This window comes from Bordetella sp. BOR01 (assembly GCF_019218885.1).
GTDB lineage: Bacteria > Pseudomonadota > Gammaproteobacteria > Burkholderiales > Burkholderiaceae_B > Bordetella_A.
Genome location: NZ_JAHUWT010000001.1, coordinates 238562 through 264947, shown reverse-complemented (window position 1 = coordinate 264947; position 26386 = coordinate 238562). Strand labels below are relative to the sequence as shown.

The 26386-nt window shown below is 67.6% G+C and carries 25 protein-coding genes; 13 read left to right on the top strand and 12 right to left on the bottom strand.

Annotated elements, in window-relative coordinates; translation table 11 throughout:
* The first annotated feature begins 39 nt into the window (after nucleotides 1-39).
* Nucleotides 40-1947 carry a DNA mismatch repair endonuclease MutL gene (mutL, locus tag KW845_RS01235; protein ID WP_218367366.1) on the top strand — a complete coding sequence of 636 codons (1908 nt, stop codon included), beginning with the start codon at nucleotides 40-42 and terminating at the stop codon, nucleotides 1945-1947.
* Nucleotides 1948-1993: 46 nt separating this feature from the next.
* Complete coding sequence (miaA, locus tag KW845_RS01230; protein ID WP_218367365.1) at nucleotides 1994-2938, top strand: tRNA (adenosine(37)-N6)-dimethylallyltransferase MiaA; 945 nt, start codon at nucleotides 1994-1996, stop codon at nucleotides 2936-2938.
* Between the two features lie 106 nt (nucleotides 2939-3044).
* On the opposite strand, the gene purM is transcribed toward miaA, so the two are convergent.
* Nucleotides 3045-4094, bottom strand: coding sequence for a phosphoribosylformylglycinamidine cyclo-ligase (gene purM, locus KW845_RS01225; protein ID WP_218367364.1), 1050 nt, complete (start codon nucleotides 4092-4094; stop codon nucleotides 3045-3047).
* Between the two features lie 137 nt (nucleotides 4095-4231).
* Here purM and hda point away from each other — a divergent pair, with 137 nt between their 5' ends.
* From hda to KW845_RS01205, 4 genes are read left to right on the top strand one after another with little or no spacing between them, the layout of a single operon-like run.
* Entirely contained in the window at nucleotides 4232-4933 is a 702-nt protein-coding gene (hda, locus tag KW845_RS01220; protein ID WP_218367363.1) for a DnaA regulatory inactivator Hda, read from the top strand.
* Nucleotides 4930-5628: an HAD family phosphatase gene (locus KW845_RS01215; RefSeq protein ID WP_218367362.1), complete on the top strand. Its 699-nt coding sequence runs from the start codon at nucleotides 4930-4932 to the stop codon at nucleotides 5626-5628. Before hda ends, KW845_RS01215 begins: the two co-directional genes overlap by 4 nt.
* Nucleotides 5629-6984, top strand: coding sequence for a polynucleotide adenylyltransferase PcnB (pcnB, locus tag KW845_RS01210; RefSeq protein WP_218367361.1), 1356 nt, complete (start codon nucleotides 5629-5631; stop codon nucleotides 6982-6984). It abuts the gene before it with no gap.
* Nucleotides 6981-7466: a 2-amino-4-hydroxy-6-hydroxymethyldihydropteridine diphosphokinase gene (locus KW845_RS01205; protein WP_218367360.1), complete on the top strand. Its 486-nt coding sequence runs from the start codon at nucleotides 6981-6983 to the stop codon at nucleotides 7464-7466. Before pcnB ends, KW845_RS01205 begins: the two co-directional genes overlap by 4 nt.
* Before the next feature lie 130 nt (nucleotides 7467-7596).
* Here the strand turns inward: KW845_RS01205 and KW845_RS01200 are convergent, their stop codons facing one another.
* The 6 genes from KW845_RS01200 to KW845_RS01175 all read right to left on the bottom strand — a co-directional run bounded on the left by KW845_RS01200 (nucleotide 7597) and on the right by KW845_RS01175 (nucleotide 13805).
* Entirely contained in the window at nucleotides 7597-8424 is an 828-nt protein-coding gene (locus KW845_RS01200) for a CoA ester lyase (protein WP_218367359.1), read from the bottom strand.
* On the bottom strand, nucleotides 8421-9617 hold the full coding sequence (locus tag KW845_RS01195) for a CaiB/BaiF CoA-transferase family protein (protein ID WP_218368578.1): 1197 nt from the start codon (nucleotides 9615-9617) through the stop codon (nucleotides 8421-8423). The genes KW845_RS01200 and KW845_RS01195 overlap by 4 nt, the downstream gene beginning before the upstream one ends.
* A 101-nt stretch (nucleotides 9618-9718) precedes the next feature.
* Nucleotides 9719-10549, bottom strand: coding sequence for a MaoC family dehydratase N-terminal domain-containing protein (locus KW845_RS01190; RefSeq protein WP_218367358.1), 831 nt, complete (start codon nucleotides 10547-10549; stop codon nucleotides 9719-9721).
* A 119-nt stretch (nucleotides 10550-10668) separates the two neighbouring features.
* Nucleotides 10669-11466, bottom strand: a complete 798-nt coding sequence (gene paaG, locus KW845_RS01185; RefSeq protein ID WP_218367357.1) for a 2-(1,2-epoxy-1,2-dihydrophenyl)acetyl-CoA isomerase PaaG — start codon at nucleotides 11464-11466, stop codon at nucleotides 10669-10671.
* Complete coding sequence (locus KW845_RS01180; RefSeq protein WP_218367356.1) at nucleotides 11463-12587, bottom strand: acyl-CoA dehydrogenase family protein; 1125 nt, start codon at nucleotides 12585-12587, stop codon at nucleotides 11463-11465. Before KW845_RS01180 ends, paaG begins: the two co-directional genes overlap by 4 nt.
* A gap of 27 nt (nucleotides 12588-12614) precedes the next feature.
* The gene (locus KW845_RS01175) at nucleotides 12615-13805 is read right to left on the bottom strand and encodes an acyl-CoA dehydrogenase family protein (RefSeq protein ID WP_218367355.1); all 1191 of its coding nucleotides are present in this window, start codon (nucleotides 13803-13805) and stop codon (nucleotides 12615-12617) included.
* A gap of 373 nt (nucleotides 13806-14178) precedes the next feature.
* Here KW845_RS01175 and KW845_RS01170 point away from each other — a divergent pair, with 373 nt between their 5' ends.
* Nucleotides 14179-15159 carry a tripartite tricarboxylate transporter substrate binding protein gene (locus KW845_RS01170; protein ID WP_218367354.1) on the top strand — a complete coding sequence of 327 codons (981 nt, stop codon included), beginning with the start codon at nucleotides 14179-14181 and terminating at the stop codon, nucleotides 15157-15159.
* A gap of 16 nt (nucleotides 15160-15175) precedes the next feature.
* Nucleotides 15176-16144 carry a nitronate monooxygenase family protein gene (locus KW845_RS01165; RefSeq protein WP_218367353.1) on the top strand — a complete coding sequence of 323 codons (969 nt, stop codon included), beginning with the start codon at nucleotides 15176-15178 and terminating at the stop codon, nucleotides 16142-16144.
* 30 nt (nucleotides 16145-16174) lie between these two features.
* On the opposite strand, the gene KW845_RS01160 is transcribed toward KW845_RS01165, so the two are convergent.
* A complete protein-coding gene (locus KW845_RS01160) occupies nucleotides 16175-17158 on the bottom strand; it encodes a tripartite tricarboxylate transporter substrate binding protein (protein ID WP_218367352.1) in 984 nt (327 codons plus the stop codon).
* A 139-nt stretch (nucleotides 17159-17297) separates the two neighbouring features.
* Nucleotides 17298-18197, bottom strand: a complete 900-nt coding sequence (locus KW845_RS01155) for a LysR substrate-binding domain-containing protein (RefSeq protein WP_218367351.1) — start codon at nucleotides 18195-18197, stop codon at nucleotides 17298-17300.
* Nucleotides 18198-18305: 108 nt separating this feature from the next.
* On the opposite strand from KW845_RS01155, the gene KW845_RS01150 reads away from it, so the two are divergent.
* The 4 genes from KW845_RS01150 (at nucleotide 18306) to KW845_RS01135 (ending at nucleotide 22217) form a co-directional block, all read left to right on the top strand.
* The gene (locus KW845_RS01150) at nucleotides 18306-19220 is read left to right on the top strand and encodes an SDR family NAD(P)-dependent oxidoreductase (protein WP_218367350.1); all 915 of its coding nucleotides are present in this window, start codon (nucleotides 18306-18308) and stop codon (nucleotides 19218-19220) included.
* A gap of 7 nt (nucleotides 19221-19227) precedes the next feature.
* Nucleotides 19228-20088 carry a MaoC/PaaZ C-terminal domain-containing protein gene (locus tag KW845_RS01145; RefSeq protein ID WP_218367349.1) on the top strand — a complete coding sequence of 287 codons (861 nt, stop codon included), beginning with the start codon at nucleotides 19228-19230 and terminating at the stop codon, nucleotides 20086-20088.
* 33 nt (nucleotides 20089-20121) lie between these two features.
* On the top strand, nucleotides 20122-21330 hold the full coding sequence (locus KW845_RS01140; protein ID WP_218367348.1) for a CaiB/BaiF CoA-transferase family protein: 1209 nt from the start codon (nucleotides 20122-20124) through the stop codon (nucleotides 21328-21330).
* Between the two features lie 77 nt (nucleotides 21331-21407).
* The gene (locus KW845_RS01135; protein ID WP_218367347.1) at nucleotides 21408-22217 is read left to right on the top strand and encodes an alpha/beta fold hydrolase; all 810 of its coding nucleotides are present in this window, start codon (nucleotides 21408-21410) and stop codon (nucleotides 22215-22217) included.
* Between the two features lie 32 nt (nucleotides 22218-22249).
* Here KW845_RS01135 and KW845_RS01130 read toward each other — a convergent pair whose 3' ends face one another.
* From KW845_RS01130 to KW845_RS01120, 3 genes are read right to left on the bottom strand one after another with little or no spacing between them, the layout of a single operon-like run.
* Complete coding sequence (locus KW845_RS01130; protein ID WP_218367346.1) at nucleotides 22250-23452, bottom strand: aminotransferase class I/II-fold pyridoxal phosphate-dependent enzyme; 1203 nt, start codon at nucleotides 23450-23452, stop codon at nucleotides 22250-22252.
* Between the two features lie 25 nt (nucleotides 23453-23477).
* Complete coding sequence (locus KW845_RS01125; protein WP_370628164.1) at nucleotides 23478-24473, bottom strand: D-2-hydroxyacid dehydrogenase; 996 nt, start codon at nucleotides 24471-24473, stop codon at nucleotides 23478-23480.
* A gap of 45 nt (nucleotides 24474-24518) precedes the next feature.
* Complete coding sequence (locus KW845_RS01120) at nucleotides 24519-25307, bottom strand: class II aldolase/adducin family protein (RefSeq protein WP_218367345.1); 789 nt, start codon at nucleotides 25305-25307, stop codon at nucleotides 24519-24521.
* 140 nt (nucleotides 25308-25447) lie between these two features.
* On the opposite strand from KW845_RS01120, the gene KW845_RS01115 reads away from it, so the two are divergent.
* On the top strand, nucleotides 25448-26386 hold the full coding sequence (locus KW845_RS01115) for a LysR family transcriptional regulator (protein WP_218367344.1): 939 nt from the start codon (nucleotides 25448-25450) through the stop codon (nucleotides 26384-26386).

Sequence of the window (26386 nt, the reverse complement as noted above, 5' to 3'; positions counted from 1 at the left end):
TAAAATCATCACATGCCAGATTCCATCCAGCCGCCTGCCATGTCCGAACGCCGCGCCATCGCCGCCCTGCCCGACCTGCTGATCAGCCAGATCGCCGCGGGCGAGGTCATCGAACGGCCGGCATCCGTGCTGAAAGAAGTGCTCGAGAACGCCATCGATGCCGGCGCCCGCGCCATCGAGGTGCGCCTGGAAGGCGGCGGCATCCGGCGCATTGCCGTATCCGACGACGGCGCGGGCATTCCGCCCGAAGAATTGCCGCTGGCCCTGGCGCGCCATGCCACCAGCAAGATCCGCTCGCTGGGCGAGCTGGAATCGGTGGCGTCGATGGGGTTTCGCGGCGAAGCGCTCGCCTCGATCGCATCGGTGGCCCGGGTCACGCTGATATCGCGCACCCGCCAGGGCGATCATGCCTGGCAGATCGACGGCGGCAGCCTGCAAGTGGCGCCGGCGTCCGGCCCGCCGGGCACCACGGTCGACGTGCGCCAGTTGTTCGATGCGGTGCCCGCGCGCCGCAAGTTCCTGCGCGCCGAGGCCACCGAATTCGGCCATTGCGTGGATGCCATGGAGCGCATCGCCCTGGCCCATCCCGATATTGCCTTCCGCCTGTTCCATCACGACCGCGCGCAGCGCCAGTGGCTGCCGGCCGATCCGGGGCAGCGCATCCGCGACGTGCTGGGCGCCGAGTTCGCCGAGCACGGCCTGCCGGTAGACGCCTCGGCAGGCGCCATCGGCCTGTCGGGCATGATCACGCGCCCCACTGCCGCCCGTGCGCGCGCCGACCGCCAATACCTGTACGTCAACGGCCGCTACGTGCGCGACCGCACCGTCAGCCACGCGCTGCGCGCCGCCTATGCCGACGTGCTGCATGGCGACCGCCAGCCTGCCTATGTGCTGTACCTGGACATCGACCCCGGCGCGGTAGACGTCAACGTGCATCCCGCCAAGCACGAAGTGCGCTTTCGCGACAGCGGCGCCGTGCACCGGTTCGTATCGCAAGTGGTCGGGCAAGCGCTGGCGCAGACCGGCGGCGCCTCGGCCGTGCCCGCCGCGGCCGGCGTGGCGCCAGATACGCTGCCGGGCACCTCGGCCGGCGAAACACCCGCCCTGGCGGATGCCGCCGTGCGCACCGCCTCCACCGACGGCCGCGCTGCCCTGGCCGGGCCCGGCACGGCAACCTCTGCGCCCGACCGTGCCGTGCGGCCTCATACACAGGTGCCGTTCCGCCTGCACGCCGAGCCGGCCGGTATTCCCGCCGCCGACTGGCGTTCGCTTTACCGGCCGCTGGACAACGCGGCAGCCGCGCCTGCCGCGACACTGCGCGAACCCGGCCCCGCCTACCCGGCCAGCCTGCCTGCCGATGAAGAACACCCGTTGGGCATGGCGCTGGCACAGTTGCACGGCATCTACATCCTGGCCCAGAACCGGCGTGGCCTGGTGCTGGTAGACATGCATGCCGCGCACGAACGAGTGGTCTACGAACAACTGAAGCGGGCCCTGGACGCCCGCGACCTGCCGCGCCAGGACCTGCTGGTGCCAGTGGTCTTTCACGCCCAGGAAAAAGACGTGGCCCTGGCCGAAGAGCATCAGGAACAACTGGCCGGACTGGGCTTCGACTTGCGTCCGGCCGGCCCCAGCTCGATCGCGGTACGTTCGGTGCCGGCATTGCTGGCGCGCGGCGACATCGAGACCATGGCGCGCGCCGTGCTGCGCGACCTGGGCTCGGTGGGCGTGTCGCGCCTGCTGACCGAGCAGCGCAACGAGCTGTTGTCCACCATGGCCTGCCATGGCTCGGTACGCGCCAACCGGCGCCTGAACATCGAAGAAATGAATGCGCTGCTGCGCCAGATGGAAATCACCGAGCGCGCCGACCAGTGCAACCATGGCCGCCCCACCTGGGTGCAATGGTCGGTATCCGATCTGGACAAGCTCTTCCTGCGCGGGCAGTAGCCATCATGCGCGTATCGCCCCGCGGGCACGCCGCGCCCCTGCCGGCATGAGTTCCGCCCCGCCCATTCTCTGCCTGGCCGGCCCCACCGCGGCCGGCAAAAGCGCCGCCACGCTGGCCCTGGCGCAGCGCTGGCCGCTGGAAGTGATCAACGTCGATTCCGCCACGATCTACCGGGGCATGGACATCGGCACGGCCAAGCCCTCGCCTGCCGAACAGGCGCGCGTGCCGCAGCACCTGCTGGACATCCGCGATCCCGCGCAGTCTTATTCGGCCGCCGAATTCCGCACCGATGCGCTACGCCTGATCGACGCCATCCGCGCACGCGGCCGCATGCCGCTGCTGGCAGGCGGCACCATGCTTTACTACAAGGCGCTGCGCGAGGGGCTGGACGACCTGCCGCAGGCCGACCCTGCCCTGCGCGCCGAACTGGAAGCCCGCGCCGCCCGCCTGGGCTGGCCCGCCCTGCACGCCGAACTGGCGCAACTGGACCCCGCCACCGCCGCGCGGCTGGCCCCCAACGACAGCCAGCGCATCCAGCGCGCGCTGGAAATCTGCATGCTCAGCGGGCAGCCGATGTCGGCGCTGCTGCAGGCGCAACGCCCCTCGGACCCGCCCACCAGCCACCGCTACATCACCTTGAGCCTGGAACCCAGCGACCGCGCCGCCCTGCATGCCCGCATCGAACAGCGCTTCGATGCCATGCTGGCCGGCGGCCTGCTGGACGAAGTCCGCGCCCTGCACGCCCGCCGCGACCTGCATCCCGGCCTGCCGTCAGTGCGCTGCGTGGGCTACCGGCAGATGTGGGCGCACCTGGACGGCACGGTCGATCTGGACACCGCACGCGAGCAGGCCATCGCGGCAACCCGGCAGTTGGCCAAGCGGCAACTCACCTGGCTGCGCGCGCAGCCCGAACGGCGGGTAATAGATTGCCTGTCCGGCGACGCCGTGCCACACACAGTCGATGCCGTGGCCGCGCTGCTGGAAAAATAAAACGCCGACGACAGGCAGGCATGCAGCGGCGCCGACACCAGCAGCGCCTGGCCAGCCAGGGCTGCATCAGCCATGCCAGGCGTCTGCCACCTGGCAACGACGGCGTCTAGACGACGACCGTCTGCGCCTCGCCATCCCCTTGCGCCACGATCTCGCCAATCCGGCTGACGGTTTCCCCTTGCGTCGTCAACGTAGCGGCGATGGCGTCGGCCTGGGCCGCGTCCACCACGATCACCATGCCGATGCCGCAGTTGAAGACGCGGTGCATTTCGGTGTCGGCCACGCCGCCTTGCTGCTGCAGCCATTGGAACAATTGCGGCATTTGCCAGGCGTCGCGATGCAAGCGGGCCGACAGGCCGGGTTGCAGGATACGTGGCACGTTGTCCAGCAAGCCGCCGCCCGTGATGTGCGCCAGGCCCTTGATGCCACCCATATGGTCGGCCAGCGCGGCCAGCACCTGCTTCACGTAGATACGCGTGGGCGCCATCACCACGTCGACCAGCGGCTGGCCGTGGAAATCCTGGTCGGGACGCGCGCCGGCGCGTTCCAGGATCTTGCGCACCAGCGAATAGCCGTTGGAATGCGCGCCGCTGGACGCCAGGCCCAGCACGACGTCGCCCGGCTGGATCGACTTGCCGTCCAGGATGGACGACTTTTCCACCGCGCCCACCGCGAAACCGGCCAGGTCGTATTCGCCGTCGGGATACATGCCGGGCATTTCGGCAGTTTCGCCGCCGATCAGCGCGCAGCCGGATAGTTCGCAGCCGTGCGCGATACCACCCACCACCGCAGCGGCCGTGTCCACCGACAGCTTGCCGCAAGCGAAGTAGTCCAGGAAGAACAGCGGCTCGGCCCCCTGCACCAGGATGTCGTTGACGCTCATGGCGACCAGGTCGACACCCACGGTGTCATGGCGGTTCCATTCGAAGGCCAGGCGCAGCTTGGTGCCCACGCCGTCGGTGCCCGATACCAGCACGGGCTCGCGGTACTTCCCGGGCACCTGGAACAAGGCGCCGAACCCGCCGATGCCGGCCAGCACGCCTGGACGCATGGTGCGCGCAGCCAAGGGCTTGATGCGGTCGACCAGGGCGTCGCCCGCGTCGATGTCGACGCCGGCGTCGCGGTACGTCAGGGGGGCGGAAGGTTGAGTAGTCATGAGAAAAACCGTGGGGTATGTAACAATTGCAGGGTTTACGGGGTGCCGCGCCAGCATTTTACGATGCCCTGGCGTTTGCTATCGTGCAGTCCGGCCCGCAACGGCCTTGCCACCCCGCCATATCCAGATCTTCACCCATGAATCGCCAGCTTCTGCTCGACGTACTTCCCGCGCCCGCTCCCACGCTGCAGAACTACCTTGCCGGCCCCAATGGCGAAGCGCTGGCCGCCGCGCGCGCGCTGGCGCCAGGCCGGGCGCTGTACTTGTGGGGCGCCGCCGGCTGCGGGCGCAGCCACCTGCTGCGCGGACTGGCCGCGGCCGCCGGCGCGGCCTATATCGATGCCGCGCAAGGCCCCCAGGCCCTGCGCCAGCTGGCCGACGCAGACTCGGCCGCCCCCATGCCGCCGGTGGTGGCCGTCGATGACGTGCACCGCATGGACGAATCGCGGCAGGCCGGCCTGTTCGCCTTGTACAATCGGTGGCGCGAATGCGCGGCCACGAGCCGCGCATTCGCCTTGGCAGTTGCTGGCGACCGCGCCCCGCTGTCCATGCCGTTGCGCGAAGACCTGCGCACCCGCCTGGGCTGGGACCTGGTCTTCCGCCTGGAACCGCTGTCCGACGCCGACAAGCTTGCCGCGCTGGCGGCGCAAGCCGCCGACCGTGGCCTGCAACTGGCGCCCGAGGTCATCCAGTGGATGCTGACGCATCGCGAACGCGATATCCGCAAGCTTGCCGCCCTGCTCGATGCCCTAGACCGCTATTCCCTGGCCACTGGCCGGCCCATTACCATTCCGCTGCTGCGCGCCATGCTGGCAGACCCCGATACACAAACTCCATGACGCCCCGACGACTCGCGCTGTTCGACCTGGACCACACGCTGCTGCCGCTCGACAGCGACTACCAGTGGGCCGACTTCCTGGCACGCACCGGGCGCGCCGGCGATCCAGACGAAGCACGCCGCCGCAACGACGACCTGATGGTGCGCTACAACCAGGGCCAGCTCACTGCCGAGCAAGCCGCCGAATTCATGCTGGGCCTGCTGGCCGCGCATACGCCATTCGACCTGGCCGCCTGGCACGAAGAATTCATGGCGCAGGTCGTGCGCCCCGATATCACCCCGCAAGCCATGCGGCTGGTCGACCAGCACCTTGCCGCCGGCGATCTTTGCGCCCTGGTCACGGCCACCAACAGTTTCGTCACCGCGCCCATCGCGCGCGCCTTCGGCGTGCCGCACCTGATCGCCACCGACCCCGAATACCGCAACGGCCGCTACACCGGCCGCATCCACGGCACCCCCAGCTTCAAGGAAGGCAAGGTGGTGCGCGTGAACCAGTGGCTGGCCGGCATGGAACTGACACTTGCGGATTTCTCCGAATCGTTCTTTTATAGCGATTCGATCAACGATGTACCGCTGCTCGAGGCCGTCAGCCGGCCGGTGGCGGCCAATCCCAGCCCGTCGCTGCGCGAGATCGCTCGCACGCGCGGCTGGCAGGTGCTCGACTTGTTCGAACACATGGAAGATGCCAAATCCTAAATGATCACCGACACCATAAAAAAATTCGTCAGCCGGCTGTTCACGCCGGCTACCCGGGGACCCCAGCGCATTGCGCGCGACAAGCACGGCATCGACCGTCGCAACGTCTCGCGCCATGCCATCAAGGTGTGTGAAGTGCTGCGCCAGCACGGCTACGAGGCCTACATCGTGGGCGGCGCCGTGCGCGACCTGATCGTGGGCCTGGAGCCCAAGGATTTCGACGTGGCCACCAACGCCACGCCCGAACAGATCCGCCCGCTGTTTCGCCGCGCCCGCATCATCGGCCGCCGCTTCCAGCTGGTGCACGTGGTGTTCGGCCAAGAGATCATCGAAACGTCCACCTTCCGCGCCCCTGCCTCGCAAGACCAGGAAACCGACGAACACGGCCGCATCCTGCGCGACAACGTGTTCGGCAGCCAGGAAGAAGACGCCGCGCGGCGCGATTTCACCATGAACGCGCTGTTCTACGATCCGCACACCGAAGAAGTCATCGACTACCACCAGGGCGTGCCTGACCTGAAAAAGCGCCAGGTACGCATCATTGGCGACCCGGTCCAGCGCTACCGCGAAGATCCGGTACGCATGCTGCGCGCGGTACGTTTCGCGGCCAAGCTGAACGGCAGCATCGATCCCGACACCCGCAAGCCCATCGGCACCATGGCCGCGCTGATCGAGAACGTGCCGGCCTCGCGCCTGTTCGACGAAATGCTCAAGCTGCTGACCTGCGGCCACGCCATGGACTGCCTGCGCCAGTTGCGCGCCGACGGCCTGCACCACGGCATGCTGCCGTTGCTGGACGTGGTGCTGGAGCAGCCCGGCGGCGAACATTTCGTGGAACTGGCGCTCGAACGCACCGACTCGCGCGTGCGCGCCGGCAAGAGCATCAGCCCCAGCTTCCTGTTTGCGGCGCTGCTGTGGCAGCAAGTGGAATCGCGCTGGAAGCAGTTTCGCGCCGAAGGCGAGCACAGCGTACCCGCGCTGGTGCGCGCGGCCGATTCGGTGCTGGACGAGCAAACCGAAAAACTGGCCATCCAGCGCCGATTCTCGTCCGACATGCGGGAAATCTGGTTCATGCAACCGCGCTTCGAGCGCCGCATGGGCAAGACCATTTATCGCATGATCGAACAGCCGCGCTTTCGCGCTGCCTGCGATTTCCTGCAATTGCGCGCCGCCGCCGGCGAGTTCGACAGCGTGCTGGCCCAGTGGTGGATGGACCTGGCCAATGGCGACGATGCCGCCCGCGCCGACATGATCGAAGAATTGGCCCGCCTGCCGCGCGATCCGGCCGAACCCAGCGCGCCGCGCAAGCGCCGCCGCCGCCCGCGCCGCCCCGCCGAGCCGCGCGCCACCGAATGACATCGCCCGTGCGCGCCTACGTGGGCTTGGGCGCCAACCTGGGCAACGCGCAGGCCACCCTGCGCACCGTGCTGCATGAACTGGCCGCCACGCCGGGCATCGTGGCCTGCCGGCCTTCCGGCTTTTATCGCACCGCACCGGTCGATGCCGCCGGCCCCGACTTCATCAACGCGGTCGCGGCCATCGACACGACCTTGGCCCCGCTGGCGCTGTTGGATGCGCTGCAGGCGCTGGAAAACCGCCACGGCCGCCTGCGCCCCTACAAGAACGCCCCGCGCACGCTCGACCTCGACCTGCTGCTGTACGGCGATACCGCGATGGACACGCCGCGCCTGACGCTGCCCCACCCGCGCATGCACCAGCGCGCCTTCGTGCTGGCCCCGCTGGGCGAACTGGCGCCGGCACTGGTGCTGCCGCAGGGGCCGCTGCAAACATTGCTGGCACGACTGGCCGACCAGCCGATCGAACGACTGCCCGATTGAGATCGCCGTCAGGTGTCAGGCTCCGCAGGTGCCTGACACCATCGTGTGCCAAGACTGTCTCAGTCGTAGGGTGTCAGGCACCCTGCGGGAGCCTGACACCTGGCGATAGCGTGCCAACTGGCTGGACCGCCTAGGATTGTTCCCCGGCGCGCTGCAGCAGTTGCCGGGCACGCGCGATGACCGGCGCGTCGACCATCTTGCCTTCCAGCATGAACGTGCCCGCGCCGCTGTCGCGGTGCACGGCCACGACGCGGCGCGCCCATTCCAGGTCGGCTGCCGGCGGCGCAAAGGCGCGGTGGATGATGCCCACCTGGGCGGGATGAATGCACAGCATGCCGCCAAAACCCATGTCGCGGGCGCGGCACGCGGCTGCCTGCATGCCGGCAGTGTCTTGCACACCCGGAAACACCCCGTCCAGCGCCGGCGCCAACCCCGCCGAGCGGCTGCGCAGCAGCACCTGCACCCGGGCATGATCCAGCACCACCCCTGCGCCATCGGAGTCGGAAGTCAGGCCCAGGTCGAGCCCGTAATCGAGGCTGCCGAAGGCCAGCCGCTGCACGCCGGGCGTGGCGGCGATCTCGGCGGCATTCAGCACGCCGTCGGCGGTTTCCAGGATGGGCACGATATCGATGCCGGCTTGCGCGGCATGCCGTACGTGCGCCTGGGTCTCGGCCTTGGGCAGCACGATGGCCGCCACGCCAGGATGGTTGCGGCAGGCCTTCAGGTCGTCATCGTGCCAGGCCGTGGAAGCGTCGTTGATCCGTACCCAGAGCCGTACGCCGGGGTTGGTGCCCAGGAAATCGCACAATGCTTCGCGGGCGCTGTCTTTGGCCAGATGCTCGACCGCGTCTTCGAGGTCGACGATGACGGTGTCGGCGCCGCTGGCCAGCGCCTTCGGAATGCGCTCGGGCCGGCTGGCCGGCACGAACAGGGCGGTACGGACTACGGTTTGCATCACACGACCTCCGCGGCACGCAAGCGCGCCACGTCGTCGGGCGCGTACCCCAATGATGCTAGCACCGCATCGGTGTTCTCGCCCACTGCCGGCACCGGATCCATGCGCGGCGTGAAGGCGTTGCTGGAGGCCGGCGGCAGCAGCGCGGGCAGCGTGCCCGCCGGGCTGCCGATGTCGCGCCAGCGCTGGCGCGCCTGCAACTGGGGGTGTGCCCAGACGTCTTTCATTTCGTTGACGCGGGCGTTGGCGATTTGGGCGGCTTCCAGGCGCTCGGTGACCTGGTCGATGGTCAGGCCGGCGAAGGCTTGCACGATCAGGGCACGCAAAGCGTCGCGGTTGGCGGCGCGGCGCGAATTGGACGCGAAGCGTTCGTCGTCGGCCAGCGCGGGCTGGCCCAGCACGCGGTCGCAGAAGACGCGCCATTCGCGTTCGTTCTGCAGGCCCAGCATGATGGTGGCGCCATCGCCCACCGGGAACGGGCCATACGGGTAAATGGTGGCATGGGCCGCGCCCGCGCGCGTGGGCGGCGGGGCGTCCTCGAAGGCGTAGTACAGCGGGTAGCCCATCCATTCGACCATGCTTTCCAGCATGGAGACGTCGAGCCGGCTGCCCTCGCCCGTGCGCTGGCGCAGCAGCAGCGCGTTCAGGATGGACGAGTAGGCGTACATGCCGGCGGCGATATCAGAGATGGAGCACCCGGCCTTGGCGGGCTCTTGCCCCGAGCCGGTAACCGAGACGAAGCCGCTTTCGCTCTGGATGAGCAGGTCGTAGGCCTTCTTGCGTTCGTAGGGGCCGCCCTGGCCGTAGCCCGAGATATCGCAGACGATCAGGCGCGGATGCTTGGCGTGCAGGGTCTCGAACGACAGGCCCAGGCGATCGGCGGCACCGGGCGCCAGGTTCTGCACCAGCACGTCGGCCGAATCCAGCAGGCGCTGCATGACCTCGGCGGCCTCGGGGTGCTTCAGGTCTAGCGTCAGGCTTTCTTTCGAGCGGTTGGTCCAGACGAAGTGCGAAGACAGGCCGCGTACGCGTTCGTCGTAGCCGCGGGCGAAGTCGCCCGCGCCGGGGCGCTCGATCTTGATGACGCGCGCGCCCATGTCGGCAAGCTGGCGCGTGCAGAACGGCGCCGCAATGGCGTGCTCCAGGCTGATGACGGTAATGCCGTCCAGCGGACGGACAGGCGTGGCGGCGTTCATGGGGGTACCTTCGTATTCGCCCTTGGGGCGGCCCGGCGGGCTCATCGTTCTGCCTTCGTGCTGCGCACTCCGGTATTCGCCCTTGGGGCGGCCCGGCGGGCTCATGCCGAAAACCTCAGTTGCGCCTGGTGCGCCAGGGTGCCGTCCTGCTCGGCCCACAGGTCGGCCAGGCCGGGTTCGTCGATGCGGCCGGCCACATCGAACGGCTTGGGTGCGATCAGCGGCCGCAAGCCGCGATACGACAAGTGTTCAAGGCGTGCCGAGGGATGGGCGCCGCGGAAAGCCGCGACCATCAGGGTAGCGATCATGGGGCCATGCACCACCAGGCCCGGATAGCCTTCCGTGCCGGTAACGTACGGGTGGTCGTAGTGGATGCGGTGGCCGTTGAATGTAACAGCCGAATAACGGAACAGCAGCACCGGCGACGGATCGACCGGCCGGCGCCACTGCGAAGCGGGCGGCGTGTCGCTGCCCACCAGCTTGGGCGGCGACGGCTGGCGGTAGACGATGTCCTGCTCTTCCTGGATGGCCAGCACGCCCTCCTGGTGGTATTCATGGCGCACGGTAACGAACAGCAGCGCACCGGTACGGCCGGTTTTCTCGCGCACATCGGCCACGGTAGAGCGGCGTTCGGCCGGCACGCCCACGCGCAGCGGCGCGTGGAAGGCCACGCGGCCGCCTGCCCACATGCGGTTGCGGTCGTCGGCCGGCGGCAGGAAGCCGCCGCGCGCCGGGTGGCCGTCCAGGCCCACGCCATCCATGCCCACCGGGCTGATGAAGAAGGCCCAGTGCCACAGCGGCGGCAAAGGCGTGCCGGCAGCCGGCGCGGGCTCGCCCAGGGTGGCGGCAATGCGCCCGGCGTGGCCGGCGTCGAGGTTGTCGGCCACGGACTCGCCGCGGCCGATCCAGGCTGCGGGGTTGGAAGACGTCATGTTGGGTTCCTTGGCTAGGTCGTTGCAGCAGCAAGAATGCCTGCCCGACCCGGGTTTGTGAATTCGTATTTCTACAAGACCGGGTTCAAGAGGCCGGAATCCGCCCCCTGCAGCCGCCCCTACTTGCCCCGGAACGCCGGCGGCCGCTTTTCGGCAAAGGCGTGCATGCCTTCCAGGTAGTCGTCGGTATGGCCCAGTTGCCGCTGCAGCTCGCATTCCAGGTCGAACTGCTGCTCCAGGGTATTGCCGGCGGACGCCTGCAGGGCCTGCTTGGTGGCGCCATAAGCCCGGGTAGCCCCGCCGGCCAGCGTGGCGACGATCTGCGTGCGGGTGGCAGCCAGCGCGTCGTCGGGAATACAGCGCCAGATCAACCCCCATTGCTCGGCCTGGCGCGCCGATATGGTGTCGCCGAACAAGGCGGCCCCCATGGCGCGCGCCGAGCCCACCAGGCGCGGCAGGAACCAGGTGCCGCCCGCGTCGGGCAGCAGGCCGATCTTGCTGAATGCCTGGATGAAGCGTGCCGATTCCACCGCATACACCACGTCGCAGGCGAACACCAGGCTGGCGCCAGCCCCGGCCGCCACGCCGTTGACCAGGCAGACCACCGGCACCGGCAGCGCACGCAGGCGCAGCACCAGCGGCCGGTAGAAATTGCGCAGGCCTTCGCCAAGATCGCGGCGCTGGCCGTCCGGCAGCGGCTTGCGTTCGCCCAGGTCCTGGCCCGCGCAAAACCCCCGCCCGGCGCCGGTAATCACCAGGCCGCGCAATTCGGCGCAGGCTTCCAGCGTGTCCAGGGCACGCGCCAGTTCCGCATGCATGGCGGCCGTGAAGCTGTTCAGGCGGTCGGGACGGTTCAGCATAATGACACCCACGCCGTCTTCCAGCGTGAAGTCGATCTGTTCGTATGCCCGGGTCATGCCAGTTCCAGTTCCTCGAGCATGGCCAGTTGTTCGGCGCTGTCGCCCAGCAATTGGTCGATCATGGTCAGCCGCTTGAAATAATCCCCTACCTCCAGTTCGTCGGTCATGCCCATGCCGCCATGCAAGTGCACGGCGCTCTGGGCCACGAAACGCCCCGCACGCGCGGCCTCGAGCTTGGCGGCAGCCAGCATGCGGCGGCGCTGGGCCGCGTCGGGCTCGCTCAGCGCCGCGGCGGCTACGTAAGCCATGGACAAGGCCATTTCCTTGGCCACCAGCATGTCGGCCATGCGATGCTGCAGTACCTGGAAAGCCGCCAGGGGTTGGCCGAACTGGCGCCGCGTCTTCAGGTAGTCGATGGTGATTTCCAGCAGGCGCTCCATGGCGCCCGCCGCATGCGCGCACAACGCGGCGGTACCCCATTGCAGCGCGGCGGCCAGGGCGTCGCGGGCGGCCGGGCCTTGCGCCAGGATGGCCTCGGCAGGCAGGGGGGTGCGATCGAAATCGATGCGCGCGCAGCGCGCGCGATCCAGCGTGGGCGTATCGAGCAGCGCGACACCCGGCGCATCGGCAGGCACCAGCAGCAGCAGGGGTTCGTCGTCGATATCGCGCGCCGACACGATCCAGGCCTGCGCCGCCGCGCCGTGCCACACCAGGTGCTTGGTGCCGGACAATTCCAGGACGCGGTCGGCCGCCGGTTGCACCCGGCATTGCTCGGGCTCGGTCTCGTAGCGCCGGCCGGGCTCTTGGTAGGCCAGCGCCACGATGGCTTCGCCCGCGGCCAGCGCCGGCAGCCATTGCTGCTGCGTGGCCGCGTCGGCGCAGGCGGCGATCAGGGTGGCGCTCATCACGGCGCTGGGAATCACCGGCTCGGACACCAGGCCGCGGCCCAGTTCCAGGTGCACCGGCAAGAGGCTGGCCGGCGGTTCGCCGAAACCGCCATGCTCGGCGGCGATGTTCAGGCCCAGCACGCCCAGTTCGGCCAATTGCGCCCAGGCGTGGGGGTCCGGTTCCGGCTGTGCGGCGCGCGCGCGCCGCACGGCGAAGCTCCATTGGTCTTGCACCAGGCGCCGCAGGCTATCGGCCAACATGCGCTGTTCTTCGGTATACGCGAAATCCATGATCGTGTTCCGTTGCGGTGGCTGGCCTTACAGGCCCAGCATCATGCGGGCGATGATGCCCTTCTGCACCTCGGTGGTGCCGCCGTAGATGGTGGTCTTGCGCATATCGGCATAGCCGGCGCCGGCCGCGGCCGCCATCTCGGGGCCCGGCCCCTGGAAAGCCGCATCGGCCTGCATCCAGTCGGGGTCGTACGGCCAGGCATCAGGGCCGGCGATCTCCATCTGCAACATGGCCAGGTCTTGCTGGATTTCCGAGCCGCGGATCTTCAGCACCGAGGCCTCCGGCCCCGGAGTGTCGCCGCGCGCGGCCGCCACGCGCAGCAACAGCATTTCCAGCGCCATGATGTCGACTTCCACGCGCGAGATGCGGTCGCGCATGCGGCTGTCTCCCAGGATGGGCCGGCCATGATGCCGGGTGCGGGCCGCCAGGTCTTTCAAGATGCCCAGTTCGCGATGGCAATGGCCCAGCCCGGCGATGCTGGTACGCTCGTGGCCCAGCAGGTACTTGGCGTAGGTCCAGCCCTGCCCGGCTTCGCCCACCCGGTCGGCCACGGGCACGCGCACGTTTTCCAGCCATACTTCGTTGACATCGTGCCCGCCGTCCAGGGTGCGGATCGGCCGCACCGTGACGCCGGGCGTGCGCATATCGATCAGCAGCATCGAAATGCCCCGCTGGGCCTTGGCGTCGGGGTCGGTACGCACCAGGCAGAACATCCAGTCGGCGTACTGCGCCAGCGTGGTCCAGGTTTTCTGGCCATTGACCACGTAGTGATCGCCGTCGAGCTCGGCGCGCGTTTTCAGCGAAGCCAGGTCAGACCCCGAGCCCGGCTCGGAATACCCCTGGCACCACCAGTCGTCCACGCGGATGATGCGCGGCAGCAGGCGTTGCTGCTGCTCGGGACTGCCGTATTTCATCAGTACCGGGCCGATCATGCTCAGGCCGAATGGCAGCAGGCGCGGCGCGCCGGCCTTGAAACACTCGACCTCGAAGATCAGGCGTTCGATGGCATTCCAGCCGGTGCCGCCGAATTCCCTGGGCCAGGTGGGCGCGCCCCAGCCCTGGTCGTCCAGGATGCGATGCCAGCGGACGTAGTCGTCACGTACCAGGCGCTGGTGGCGCAACACCTTGTCGCGAATATCCTGCGGCAGTTTTTCTTGCGCGAACGCGCGTACGGTTTCGCGCAAGCGCCGTTCTTCCGGGGTCCAGCTCAAGTCCATGTGCGGTCTCCTTCAGGCCATATCTAGCCACGGCCGCGCCGCCGAGGCAATCTGCCTCTGTGGAAGCGGGGGTTTTGTGTAAACGAAGCACCGTTCGCCCCACGGCACGCGCTCGCATGCGCCCCGCCCGCCCAGCGTACCGCCCGGCAAAACCCCTGCTTCGGGAATGAAGAATGGTCAATCGTGCCGCGGCGCCGGACACTTCCTGCACCATCATCCCCTTGCCGGTACGACATGCCCGAGCGCATCCACCAACTGCTGCATTGCGCGCGCATTTCCGCCGCATCGCGGCGCCTGGTGCCGGCCGACATCGGCCACGCAGCCCGAGACGCAACGGGGCGCCACGGCACACACATAACAAAGGAGACAATCCATGCAGATCAGATCATTGTTGCGGGGCTGCGCCCTGGCTACGGCGCTATGCGCTACCGCTACCGCCGCCCAGGCTGAATCCAGGTACCCCGACCGCCCGCTGCGCCTGCTGGTGGGCTACGCCCCCGGCGGCCCGGTGGACACCACCGCGCGCGTGTTCGCCAAGTACCTGGGAGACAAGCTAGGCCAGACCGTGGTGGTGGAAAACCGCGCCGGCGCCAGCGGCATGATCGCGTCCGACGCCACCGCCAAGGCCGCGCCCGACGGCTACCTGCTGGGCTTCGCCGCCAGCCCGTCCCTGACGATCTCGCCGCTGGTGCAGAACAGCAAGCTGTTCGACCCGCGCAAGGACTTCACGCCCATAGGCATGGTGGTGGACTACACCAACGTGCTGTTGATCGGCCCGCAGATTCCCGCCAAGAGCGTGGGCGAACTGCTCGATTACGCCAAGGCGCACCCCGATGCGGTCAGCTTCGGCTCGGCGGGCGTGGGAGCCTCGAACCACTTGTCGGCCGAACTGCTCAAGCTGCAGGCGCAGGCTCCCATGCTGCACGTGCCCTATCGCGGCAACTCGCCGGCCATGATGGATGTGGTCAGCGGCAAGATCACGTTCATGTTCGACATCACCAGCACGGCCATCCCGTTCATCAAGAGCGGCAAGGCACGCGCCCTGGCGGTAACCTCGCGCACGCGCAATCCCGAACTGCCCGATGTGCCCACCATGATCGAAGCCGGCCTGAAAGACTACGAAGTGGTCGGCTGGTATGCGCTGATGGCGCCACCCGGCTTGCCCGCGCCGATCAAGGCGCGGCTGGCCAAGGCCCTGGCGGATGTCTCGCAAGACCCGGCGTTCCGCAAGGCCATGGTCGAAGGCGGCTACACCGTCGACGATGGCGACGGCAAGGCCGTGCAGGCGCGCATCGAACGCGAATACGCCCTGTGGGCCGACGTGATCAAGTCGGCCAATATCCAGACCAACTGACCGGAGCACATTATCCATGCCCGCGCTGCACTTCCTGCGCTCGACCACCCGCCTGCCCGTGATCGGCGCCCCCATGTTCCTGGTATCTGGGCCCGACCTGGTCATCGCCCAATGCGCCGCGGGCATCGTCGGCACCTTTCCGTCGCTGAATGCGCGGCCGCAGGAAGTGCTGGGCGACTGGTTGAGGCGTATCGAGGAAGGGCTGGCGGCACACCGCCAGGCCCATCCCGGCGCCGTGGTGGCGCCTTACGGCGTGAACCTGATCGTGCACCCCACCAATGCGCGCTGGCAGGGCGACCTGGACATCTGCCTGGCGCACCGGGTGCCGCTGATCGTGACCTCGCTGCACGCGCCCGATGCCGTGGTCAAGGCCGTGCGGTCCTACGGCGGCCTGGTGTTCCACGACGTGACCACGGTGCGCCATGCGCGGCGCGCGCTGGATGCCGGGGTCGACGGCTTGATCCTGGTGGCCGCCGGAGCGGGCGGCCATGCGGGCACCGTCAACCCGATCGCCCTGGTCAACGAGATCCGCGCGTTCTATGACGGCCCGCTGGCGCTGTCGGGCTGCATCAGCCACGGCAAGGATGTGCTGGCGGCCCAGGCACTGGGCTGCGACTTCGCCTACATGGGCACGCGCTTCATCGCCACCCATGAATCCCTGGCCCCCGACCGCTACCGCGAAATGGTGCTGCGGGCCGGCGTCGACGACGTCCTGTACACGCCGTTCTTCTCGGGCGTGCCGGCCAACTACCTAGTGCCCAGCATTGCCGCCGCCGGGCTGGACCCCGCCTTGCTGGACGACATGGCAGCCAATCCCGTCGACCTGGACAAGCGCAACCGCCCCAAGGCCTGGAAAGACGTCTGGAGCGCGGGACAGGGCGTGGGCGCCACGCAGGAACTGCTGTCGACGCAGGCCCTGGTGGACCAACTGGCGCGCGAGTACGACGAAGCCCGACAGGCCGTCATCGACCTGGCGCGGGCCTGACGCCCGCAAGCCAGGCATCGCCTGCCCGCCCTATTCCAGCTTGATCCCCGCCGCCTTGATCACCTTGCCCCACTTGTCGATCTCGGCCTGCAGGAAGGCGCCGAATTCTTGGGGTGTGCCCGGCCTGGGCTCGGCACCCGCGGCCAGCATGCTCTTGGCCGTATCGGGGTTGCCAAGCACCTGCACCATGTCGCCATTGACGCGCTTGAGGACATCCACCGGCGTACCCGCCGGTGCCAGCAATCCGCTCCAGGAATAAGCCTCGTATCCCGGCACGCCCGACGCGGCAATGGTGGGAATCCCCGGGAACAGTGCCGAGGGTTCAGGGTTGCCCACCCCCAGCGGGCGGATCTTGCCGCCGTCCAGATGCGGCCGGGCCGACGGGCCATCGGCGAACATCACCTGCACCTGCCCGCCCAGCAGGTCTTGCATGGCCGGCGCGCTGCCGCGATACGGCACGTGCTGGATGCGCGTGCCGGTCATGCTGTTGAACAGCTCGCCTGCCAAGTGCGTACCGCCGCCCGTGCCCGACGAGCCGAATGACAGCTTGCCGGGGTGCTGCTTCGCATAGGCGATCAGTTCCGGCACGGTTTTCACGGGCAGGGACTCGTGCACCACCAGCACAATGGGAAACACCGCCGCCATGCCCACCGGCACGAAATCCTGGGTGACGTCGTAGCTGAGATTGCCGCGCAGGCTGGGCAGCACCGCGTGGTGGATCGAGGCGAAAAAATAGTTGTAGCCATCGGCCTCGGCCTTGGCCGCCGCCTGCGCGCCCACGATGCCGCCCGCGCCTGCCTTGTTGTCGACCACTACGGGAACCTGCCACATTCCCCCCAGCGGCTGCGTGGTGAAGCGCGCGGTGGTGTCCACCGGCCCGCCCGGCGGGAACGGCACAATGAAATTGACGGGGCGCTCGGGCCACTTGGCCGCGCGGGCCTGCAAAGGCAAGGAAGCGGCCGCCCAGGCGGCGCCCAGCACCGCCATCAGGCGGCGGCGTTGCGGATCGTGCATAGGTGTGTCTCCGGTTTTCTTATTGGCGCGCCACAGGCGCACTGCCTTGCGCGATACGTTTATTATTCGCGCGGCGGCCCCGGCTTGCCGATTCTTTTTTGCCGAACCCCCTGTTCAGCGCGGGTCAAGCCGCCCAGCATCACGCCGCCCGCGCCGCCACCTGCACGTGCCCGATGAAATCTTCCACGAAGCGCGGCAGGTCGCGCCCGCGCTGGCGGCACAGCAGGCGGTCGCGCTGCGCCCAGTTGTCTTGCAGGCGCAGCACGTGCAAAGCCTGCGGGCGGCTATAGCGCGCCGCGCAGGCGCGCGGCACCACCGCAATACCGGCGCCCGCCTCGACCATGCGGCACACCGCCTCGAAGCTGCCCACGTGCACCCGCTGGCACAGGCGCTTGCCCAGGCCCGAGGCGATATCTTCCAGGAAGGTCTGGATGGCGCTGTTCGGATGGATGCCCACGAACTGGTAGGCATCGATCACATCGACAAAGCGCGCCGATTCAAGCTGGGCCAAGGGATGGCCCAGCGAGGTCACGATGGCCAGTTCATCGCGAAACAGCGGCATCACGTCCAGCCCGTCGACGTCGATATTGCCCGCCACGATGCCCAGGTCGGCCGCGCCGGCCCGAATGGCCAGCACGATATCGCCCGAGATTTTCTCTTCGAGCTCGATATCCACATCGGGATTCTCGGCCAGGAACGTGGACATCGCGTCGGCCAGGAATGAATTGGTGGCGGTAGTATTGGCCAGCAGGCGCAGGCGGCCCTTGATGCCGCTGGAATACGGCTGCAGGTCGGCGTTCAGGCATTCCAGCTGTCGAAACACCGCATGGGCATGCTTGAGCAGCACTTCGCCGGCCGGCGTCAGGGCCACGCCCGTGGCCTGGCGCACCAGCAGGCGCGCCTTGAAGGCCTCTTCCATGTTCTTGATGCGGGCGCTGGCCGCGGGCAGCGACAGGAAAGTACGCTCGGCCGCGCGCGTCAGGTTCAGGGTTTCTCCTACGTTCACGAACAAGCGCAGGTCGGTCAGGTCGTGTCTCATGTTCTGCCACGCAAAAGGGGGGGGTCTTTAATTTTGAATTCCGCTGGCCTGCCATGGAATCTACCATGCAGAGAGTCGGGGCAGGCACGTCCCCCAGGAGGAACAATCATGAGCGGTATCGTTGCAGGAAAAGTAGTGGTGGTCACCGGCGCCGGCGGCGGCATCGGGCGCGGCGTCGCGCTGGCGATGGCGGCGGCGGGCGCCAAAGTCGTGGTCAACGACATCGGCGTCTCGCTGCAGGGCGAAGGCGGCGGCGACGGCCCGGCGCAATCGGTGGTGCAGGAAATCCTGGCCGCCGGCGGCCAGGCCTGCCCCAACACCGACAGCGTAGCCAGCTACCAGGGCGCCCACAACATCATCAAGACCGCGGTCGATGCCTTCGGGCGCATCGACGCCGTGGTCAACAACGCGGGCAACCTGCGCGACCGCGTGTTCCACAAAATGAACGAAGAAGAATGGCGCCAGGTGCTCGACGTGCACCTGAACGGCACGTTCTTCATGAGCCGCGCGGCAGCCCCTTACTTCCGCGAACAGGAATCGGGCGCCTTTGTGCACATGACGTCCACCTCGGGCTTGATCGGCAATTTCGGCCAGGCCAATTACTCGGCCGCCAAGCTGGGCATCGTGGCTTTGTCCAAATCCATTGCGCTGGACATGGCGCGCTACCACGTGCGTTCGAACTGCATCGCACCGTTCGCCTGGAGCCGCATGACCAGCTCCATCCCGGCCGAGACCGAGGCCGAAAAGGCCCGGGTCGAGAAACTGAAGAAAATGGAAGCCAACAAAGTGGCCCCCCTGGCGGTATTCCTGGCCAGCGACGCCGCCAGCGAAGTCAACGCGCAGATCTTCGCCGTGCGAGCCAACGAAATCATGCTGATGAGCCAGCCGCGCCCGGTGCGCAGCGTGCACTACAGCGAAGGCTGGACACCCGAGCTGATCGGCGAGATCGCCATTCCGGCCATGCGCAAGCAGTTCTACGCGCTGGAACGTTCGCCCGACGTTATCGACTGGGACCCCATCTAAGGCGGCCATGCCCATGGACTACGACACCATCAAGCACTGGCACTTCGACGACGTGCACCACCGCTACGACGAGAAAGACACCATGCTGTACGCCCTGGGCATCGGCCTGGGGCAAGACCCTCTCGACGCCGGGCAGCTGCGCTACGTCTACGAACAAGGCCTGCAGGCCTTTCCTACCCTGGCCACGGTGCTGGGATACCCCGGCTTCTGGATGAGCGACCCGCGCGCCGGCATAGACTGGGTGCGCCTGGTGCACGGCGAGCAGCGCCTCGCCCTGCACGCCCCGCTGCCCGCCAGCGGCACCGTCATCGGCAAGAACCGCATCCTGCATGTCATCGACAAAGGCGCAAGCAAGGGCGCCCTGGTGGTCGCCGAGCGCACGCTGCACGATGAAGCCGGCACCTGCCTGGCAACCTTGCAGCACACCACCTTCTGCCGCGGCGACGGCGGCTTCGGGCCCGGCGACACAGGGCCGGCGCCCCTGCCCGCCGCGCCCTCGCGCGCACCCGACCGGCAGTGCACCCTGGCCGTGGCGCCCAACGCCGCGCTGCTGTATCGCCTGAGCGCCGACCGCAACCCGCTGCATGCCGATCCGGAAATCGCGCGCCAGGCCGGCTATTCGCAGCCCATCCTGCACGGCCTGTGCACCTACGGCATGGCCGCGCACGCCATCGTCAAGACCTGCTGCAACTACGACGCCACCCGGCTCACCAGCCTGAACGCCCGCTTCTCGGCGCCGGTATACCCGGGCGAGACGCTGCAGTTCGATATATGGCACGGCCAGGGCGACGCCCTGCAATTCGTCGTGCGCGCCACGGCGCGCGATACCGTGGTCATGAGCCACGGCACCGCCACGATCACCCCCTAACCGCGCGGCCACGCGCAAAGAGCCTGCATCATCATGGATTCACGCCCTCCGCCGCTTGACGGCATACGCGTGCTCGACCTGAGCCGCATCCTGGCCGGCCCCTGGTGCACCCAGAACCTGGCCGACCTGGGCGCCGACGTCATCAAGGTGGAACGCCCCGGCACCGGCGACGACACCCGCCACTGGGGCCCGCCCTACCTGAAAGACGGCCAGGGCCGGGACACCGGTGAAGCCGCCTACTATCTCAGCACCAACCGCAACAAGCGCTCTCTGGAAGCCGACATGGCCACGCCCGAGGGCGCGGCGCTGATCCGCGAGCTGGTCGTGCACTGCGACATCCTGGTCGAGAACTTCAAGGTCGGCGGCCTGCGCAAGTATGGCCTGGACTACGACAGCCTGCGCGCCATCAATCCGCGCCTGATCTATTGCTCGGTTACCGGCTTCGGACAAGACGGCCCCTGCGCCTCGTTGCCCGGCTACGACTTCATGATCCAGGGCCTGGGCGGCCTGATGAGCATCACCGGCGAACGCGACGGCCTGCCGGGCGGCGGGCCGCAGAAAGCCGGCGTGGCCGTCACCGACATCATCACCGGCATGTACGCCAGCGTGGCCATCCTGGCGGCGCTGCAGGAACGCCACCGCAGCGGCCTGGGCCAGCACCTGGACATCGCGCTGCTCGACTGCCACGTGGCGCTGCTGGCCAACCAGAATTCCAATTACTTCGCGTCGGGCGTCGCCCCCGCGCGCGCAGGCAATGCGCACCAGAATGTGGTGCCCTACCAGGTGTTCGCCGCCAGCGATGGCCACCTGATCGTGGCCACCGGCAACGAATCGCAGTACCGCGCCTACTGCAAGGCCATCGGGGCGCCGGAACTGGGCGACGATCCGCGCTTTGCCACCAACCGGTTGCGGGTGACCCATCGCGAGGAACTGGTCGCGTTGCTGTCGGACATCATGAAGCGAGGACGGCGCGACGACTGGATCGCGAAACTGCAAGCCGTGGGCGTGCCTAGCGGCCCGATCAACAACCTCGCGCAGACTTTCGAGCATCCGCAGGTGCGGGCGCGTGAACTGCGCAAAGACCTGCCGCACCCGCTTGGGGGCATGGCCGCCGTCACGGCCAGCCCGCTGCGGTTTTCAGGGTCGCCGGTCGTATATCGGCGGGCGCCGCCCCTGCTGGGCGAACATACCCAGGAGATCCTGCGCGAACTATTGGGCAAAGACAGCATGGCAGAAGGCTGAATGCCGAAAGACTGAAAACCCCGTCCGGCCGCCAGGCCGCGCGGCGGGCACCCCGCCTTCTTGGATAAAATCCGCCCATGCCTACCATCACGAGCGTAGATTTTTTCATCCCCACCGGCCGCGGCCAGCTGTTTGCACGGCGCTGGACGCCGCCCGCCCATCGGCCGCGCTCCCATCAGCCGGAAGACGCGCCGCCCATTGTGCTGCTGCACGATTCGCTGGGATGCGTGGAACTATGGCGCGATTTTCCCGAGCGCCTTGCGCAGTCCACCGGACGAGCCGTGATCGCCTACGACCGGCTGGGCTTCGGGCGTTCCGATCCGCATCCGGGCACGCTGGACCTGCGCTTCGTCCATGACGAAGCCGATGACGGCTTCCGCCTGGTGCGGGAACACCTGGCCCTGGACCGGTTCGTCGCCATGGGCCACAGCGTCGGCGGCGGCATGGCGGTTGCCTGCGCGGCCCGCCATGGACGCCTGTGCCAGGGCTTGATCACCGTGTCGGCACAAAGCTTTGCCGAAGACCGCACCCTGGCGGGCATACGGGAAGCCGGGCACAGTTTTGCGCAGCCCGGGCAGCTCGACCGCCTGATGAAGTATCACGGCGACAAGGCAGCATGGGTGCTCAGTGCCTGGGTAGACAACTGGCTGGCGCCGGGCTTTGCCGATTGGAAGCTCGACGACGAACTGCGCCGCGTGGATTGCCCGGTACTGGCCCTGCACGGAGACCAGGATGAATACGGGTCACCGGCTCATGCCGAGCGGATCGCCAGGCTCACCCAGGGGCGCGCCGTCATCCTTGAAGGTTGCGGGCATGTGCCGCATCGCGAGCAAAGCGAGCGGGTCCTGGCCCTGATCGGCGATTGGCTGCAAGACGCCCGCCGCTGACCTGCCCGCCCCCCTGCCGCGGCGTGGCGCGGTCAGCGCAGCCTGTCTACGGCCTGGGCAAGCCGATCGATACCGCGCTCGAGCAAATCCAGGCTGGTGGCAAAAGAAATACGGAAGTACGGCGAAACACCATAGGCCGCGCCCTGCAATACGGCCAGATTCACTTCGTCGAGCAAGTACAGGACGAAATCCTCGTCGGTTTCCAGGACCTTGCCCGATGGGGTCGTCTTGCCCAGCAACTTCGCGCACGACGGGAACACGTAGAACGCCCCCTCGGGCACGTGGCAGTCGATGCCGGCAATGGCGGCAAGCGCGGCCACGACCTGGTCGCGGCGATGCTGGAAAATCGCGCATCGTTCGGCAATAAAGCCCTGCGGGCCATTCAGGGCCTCGGCCGCGGCCGCCTGGCTGATGGATGAGGGATTCGACGTGGACTGCGATTGCAGCTTGGTCATGGCCTTGACCAGCGCCGCCGGCGCAGCCCCGTAACCGATGCGCCAGCCCGTCATCGCATAGGCCTTGGATACGCCGTTGACCGTCAGCGTGCGCGATTTCAGTTCGGGCGCGACTTGCGCCATCGTGCAAAAACGACGGCCGTCATACAACACATGTTCGTACATGTCGTCGCTCATCACCCACACATGCGGGTGGCGCTTGAGCACTTCGGCCAGGCCCAGCAGCTCTTCGCGGCTATAGATGGCGCCGCTGGGGTTGTTGGGCGCATTCAGGATGACCCAGCGCGTGCGCGGCGTAATGGCGCGCTCCAGGTCGTCGGGCTGCAGCTTGAACCCCCGCTCGGCGGGGCACGGCACGAACACCGGCGTGCCGCCGGCCAGCAGCACGATATCGGGGTACGACACCCAGTAGGGTGCCGGCACGATGACCTCCACGCCCGCGTCGACGGTGCTCATCAAGGCATTGAAAATGACTTGCTTGCCGCCCGTGCCCACGATGATCTCGCCGGTGGCGAAATCCAGCTCGTTTTCCCGCTTGAACTTGGCCTGGATGGCGGCCTTCAGTTCGGGCGTGCCGCCGATGTCGGTGTACTTGGTCCTGGACTCGGCCATCGCCCTGACGACGGCCTGCGTCACGTTGTCGGGCGTGTCGAAATCGGGTTCGCCGGCGGTCAGGCCGATGATGTCCCGGCCGGCCGCGGACAGTTCGCGGGCCCGCTGGCCCGCCATCGAGCTGGGGGAAGGCTTGATTCGATCGATCCGTGCAGCAATGAATTCCATGGTGTTTCCAGTGGTCCGTAATTGGTCAGGCGCGGGCGGGCCGCCGGGCCAGCCACGCACGCAAATGATTCAGGAAGATCTGATCCACGCGCCGCTCGTTGCCGTCCGAATGTCCGGCCGCATGGGGCGTGACAATGACGTTGTCCAGGCTCCATAACGGGCAATCGGCGTCCAGCGGCTCGTGCTCGAACACGTCCAGGTACGCGCCCGCCAGGTGCCTCTGCCGCAAAGCATGGATCAACGCATCCTGGTCGACGATCTCGCCGCGCGCCACGTTGATCAGGCGTGCCCCGGGCTTGAGCATCGCCAGCACGCCGGCGTCGATCCAGCGGCGGGTGCGATCGGTCAGCGGGCAGGCAAGAATCAGCCAGTCCAGGCGAGCGGCGCATTGCCCGATGCCCTCGAATTCCAGGGTCTCGGTATCTCCATCGACCGGCGTGTTCGAGCTGCGCGCCACGATGACCCTAAGCCCCAGCATGCGCAGCAAGGCGGCGATACGCTGCCCGATGGGCCCCCAGCCCGCCACCAGGGCGGTCTGTCCCGCCAGGTCGGCCGGCATGCCCGTGGCCACCAGCGACACCCAGCGGCGCTCGCGCTGCTGCGCCAGCATCAGCGGAAAATGCCTGGCCAGCATCAGCAGCCCGGCCAGGGCGGTGTGCGCCACCACCTCGGCGTTGGCACCGGGCGAGGTCGTCACGCGTACCTGGCGTTGGGCCAGTTCGGCAAAAATGGGCCGGTCGGCCCCTGCCGAGTGCACATGCACCCACTGCAGGCCGGGCGAGCGCCGCAGGCTGGCGTAAAAGGATTCCAGCGGCGGCTTCACGTCGTGCTTGGTCGACAGGCCGGTCACGTCGCGGGAACAATAGGCCAGGTCCACCTCGCCGGGCGCTGTCGCGGGATCGGGGGTCGGCGTCACGACTTCATATGGGCGGCCTTGCATGGCCTGCCCCAGCGCATCGCCCAGGCGCGCCCGGGCCTGGGCCGATATCAGGATACGGGGATGGATGGCGGTGCTCATCATATATGCCAGCGGCGGCACGGCAGGGCCGTGCCGCTCGATGCGGCTTCAATCACGGAAAGAAGGATCCAGGCGGTCGAGCTTGCGCAGCAAGGCCGGCCACTCCATGACGCCATAAGGGCGGCGCGTGCCGGGCTGATAGTTGTTCCAGGTTTCACGCAGCACCTCGGGCGAGACTTCCCGCAACGGCGACTGCGCGCTCATGGCGGCCAATTGCGTACGGCAGGCCAGTTCCAGGCGGTGCATCCAGTTGAAGGCTTCACCCACGGTATTGCCCACCACCAGGGCGCCATGATTGCGCAGCAGCATGGCCTCGTTCTGGCCCAGGTCCTGCACGATGGAAGCCTGCTCATTCGTCTTCAGCACCACGCCTTCAAAATCGTGATACCCAATGCGCAGGAACCGCATCGATGTCTGGGTAATCGGCAGCAGGCCGCATTCAAGCGCCGACACCGCCATCGACGCCCAGCTGTGCGTATGGATGACGCACCCCACTTCGGGGCGTGCCGCATGCACCGCGCTATGAATGACGTAGCCGGCCTTGTTGACCCCGTACTTCAGCTCGCCAAAATCGGGGGCGGCCAGGATATTGCCGTCCAGGTCCACCTTGATCAGGCAGCTAGCGGTGATTTCCTCATACATCATGCCGTACGGGTTGATCAGGAAAGCGCCCTCTTCGCCCGGCACGCGCGACGAAATATGGTTGGCCATCATGTCCGACAACCCGTAAAGGTCGACCAGGCGGTAACAAGCCGCCAGATCCACGCGGGCCTGCCACTCTTCGGGCGTACAGCGGTCTTTCATGGAAGTCAGGTTCAGCACGCCTGGGCGGGACATCAGGACATCTCCTCAAATAATGCGAACGCCACCATGCGTCCTCTAGTGCCGATACATTCTAGGGTGGGCATATTCATCCACACAAATGATTATTATTTTTCTATTATTCATATTCATTGATAATTGAGCGAGCGCCCGCCATGACCCGAAACCTGTCGCTGCGGCACTTCCGTGCGTTTGTGGCCGTTGCCAACACGGCCTCGTTTACCGTGGCGGCCCAAGACCTGTTCCTGACGCAATCCGCACTGACCGCAACGATCCAGCAGTTCGAGGAAACGATAGGCTTCAAGCTGTTCGACCGAAGCACGCGGCGCGTGGCCATGACGCCCGAAGCCGAACGCTTCAAGGCCCAGGCCGAACACATCCTCAAGCAGTTCGACAGCTCGGTCGTCGACCTGGAAGCCCTGTCGCAAGGGCGCCGCGGCCACGTGCGGATTGCCGCGGCGGCATCGGTCACGCACTACTTCCTGGGCAAGGCGCTGGGCAAGCTGCGGCGCGACTATCCCGACATCACGGTATCGCTGCACGATGCGGCCTCGGAACAGGTCGAACGCATGGTGGTGCATGGCGAAGTGGACTTCGCCTTTGCCAGCCCGCACAAGCAGTTCGACGAACTGGTCTACACGCCGCTGTTCGAAGACCGCTTCGGCCTGGTATGCAGCAGCGATCATCGCTATGCCCGCAGCCGTCGTTCGCTGCGCTGGCCCGACCTGTCGGCCAGCGACTACATCGGCTTCACGGCGGACACCGGCATCGGGGCCTACTTGCGCCAGCATGCCAATCGCCCGGACCTGTTCACCAACAGTGGCAACGAGGTGTCCAACAGCTCGTCGCTGGCGGCCGTCCTGTGCAACACGGGCGGCTACTCGGTGCTGCCGGCCCTGGCCGCGGCGCGCATCACCGGGCCGGACGTGGTCTTCCGCATGCTCAGCACCCCCACCCTGGCCCGCCAGGTGCATCTGTTGACCCGCAAGCTGCGTTCGCTGTCGCCCAGCTCGGAACTATTGGTGGGCTATCTGCTGCGCACCCTGCACGAAACACCGGTGCCGGACGGCGTTCGCGTGCTGGCCAAAGGCTGA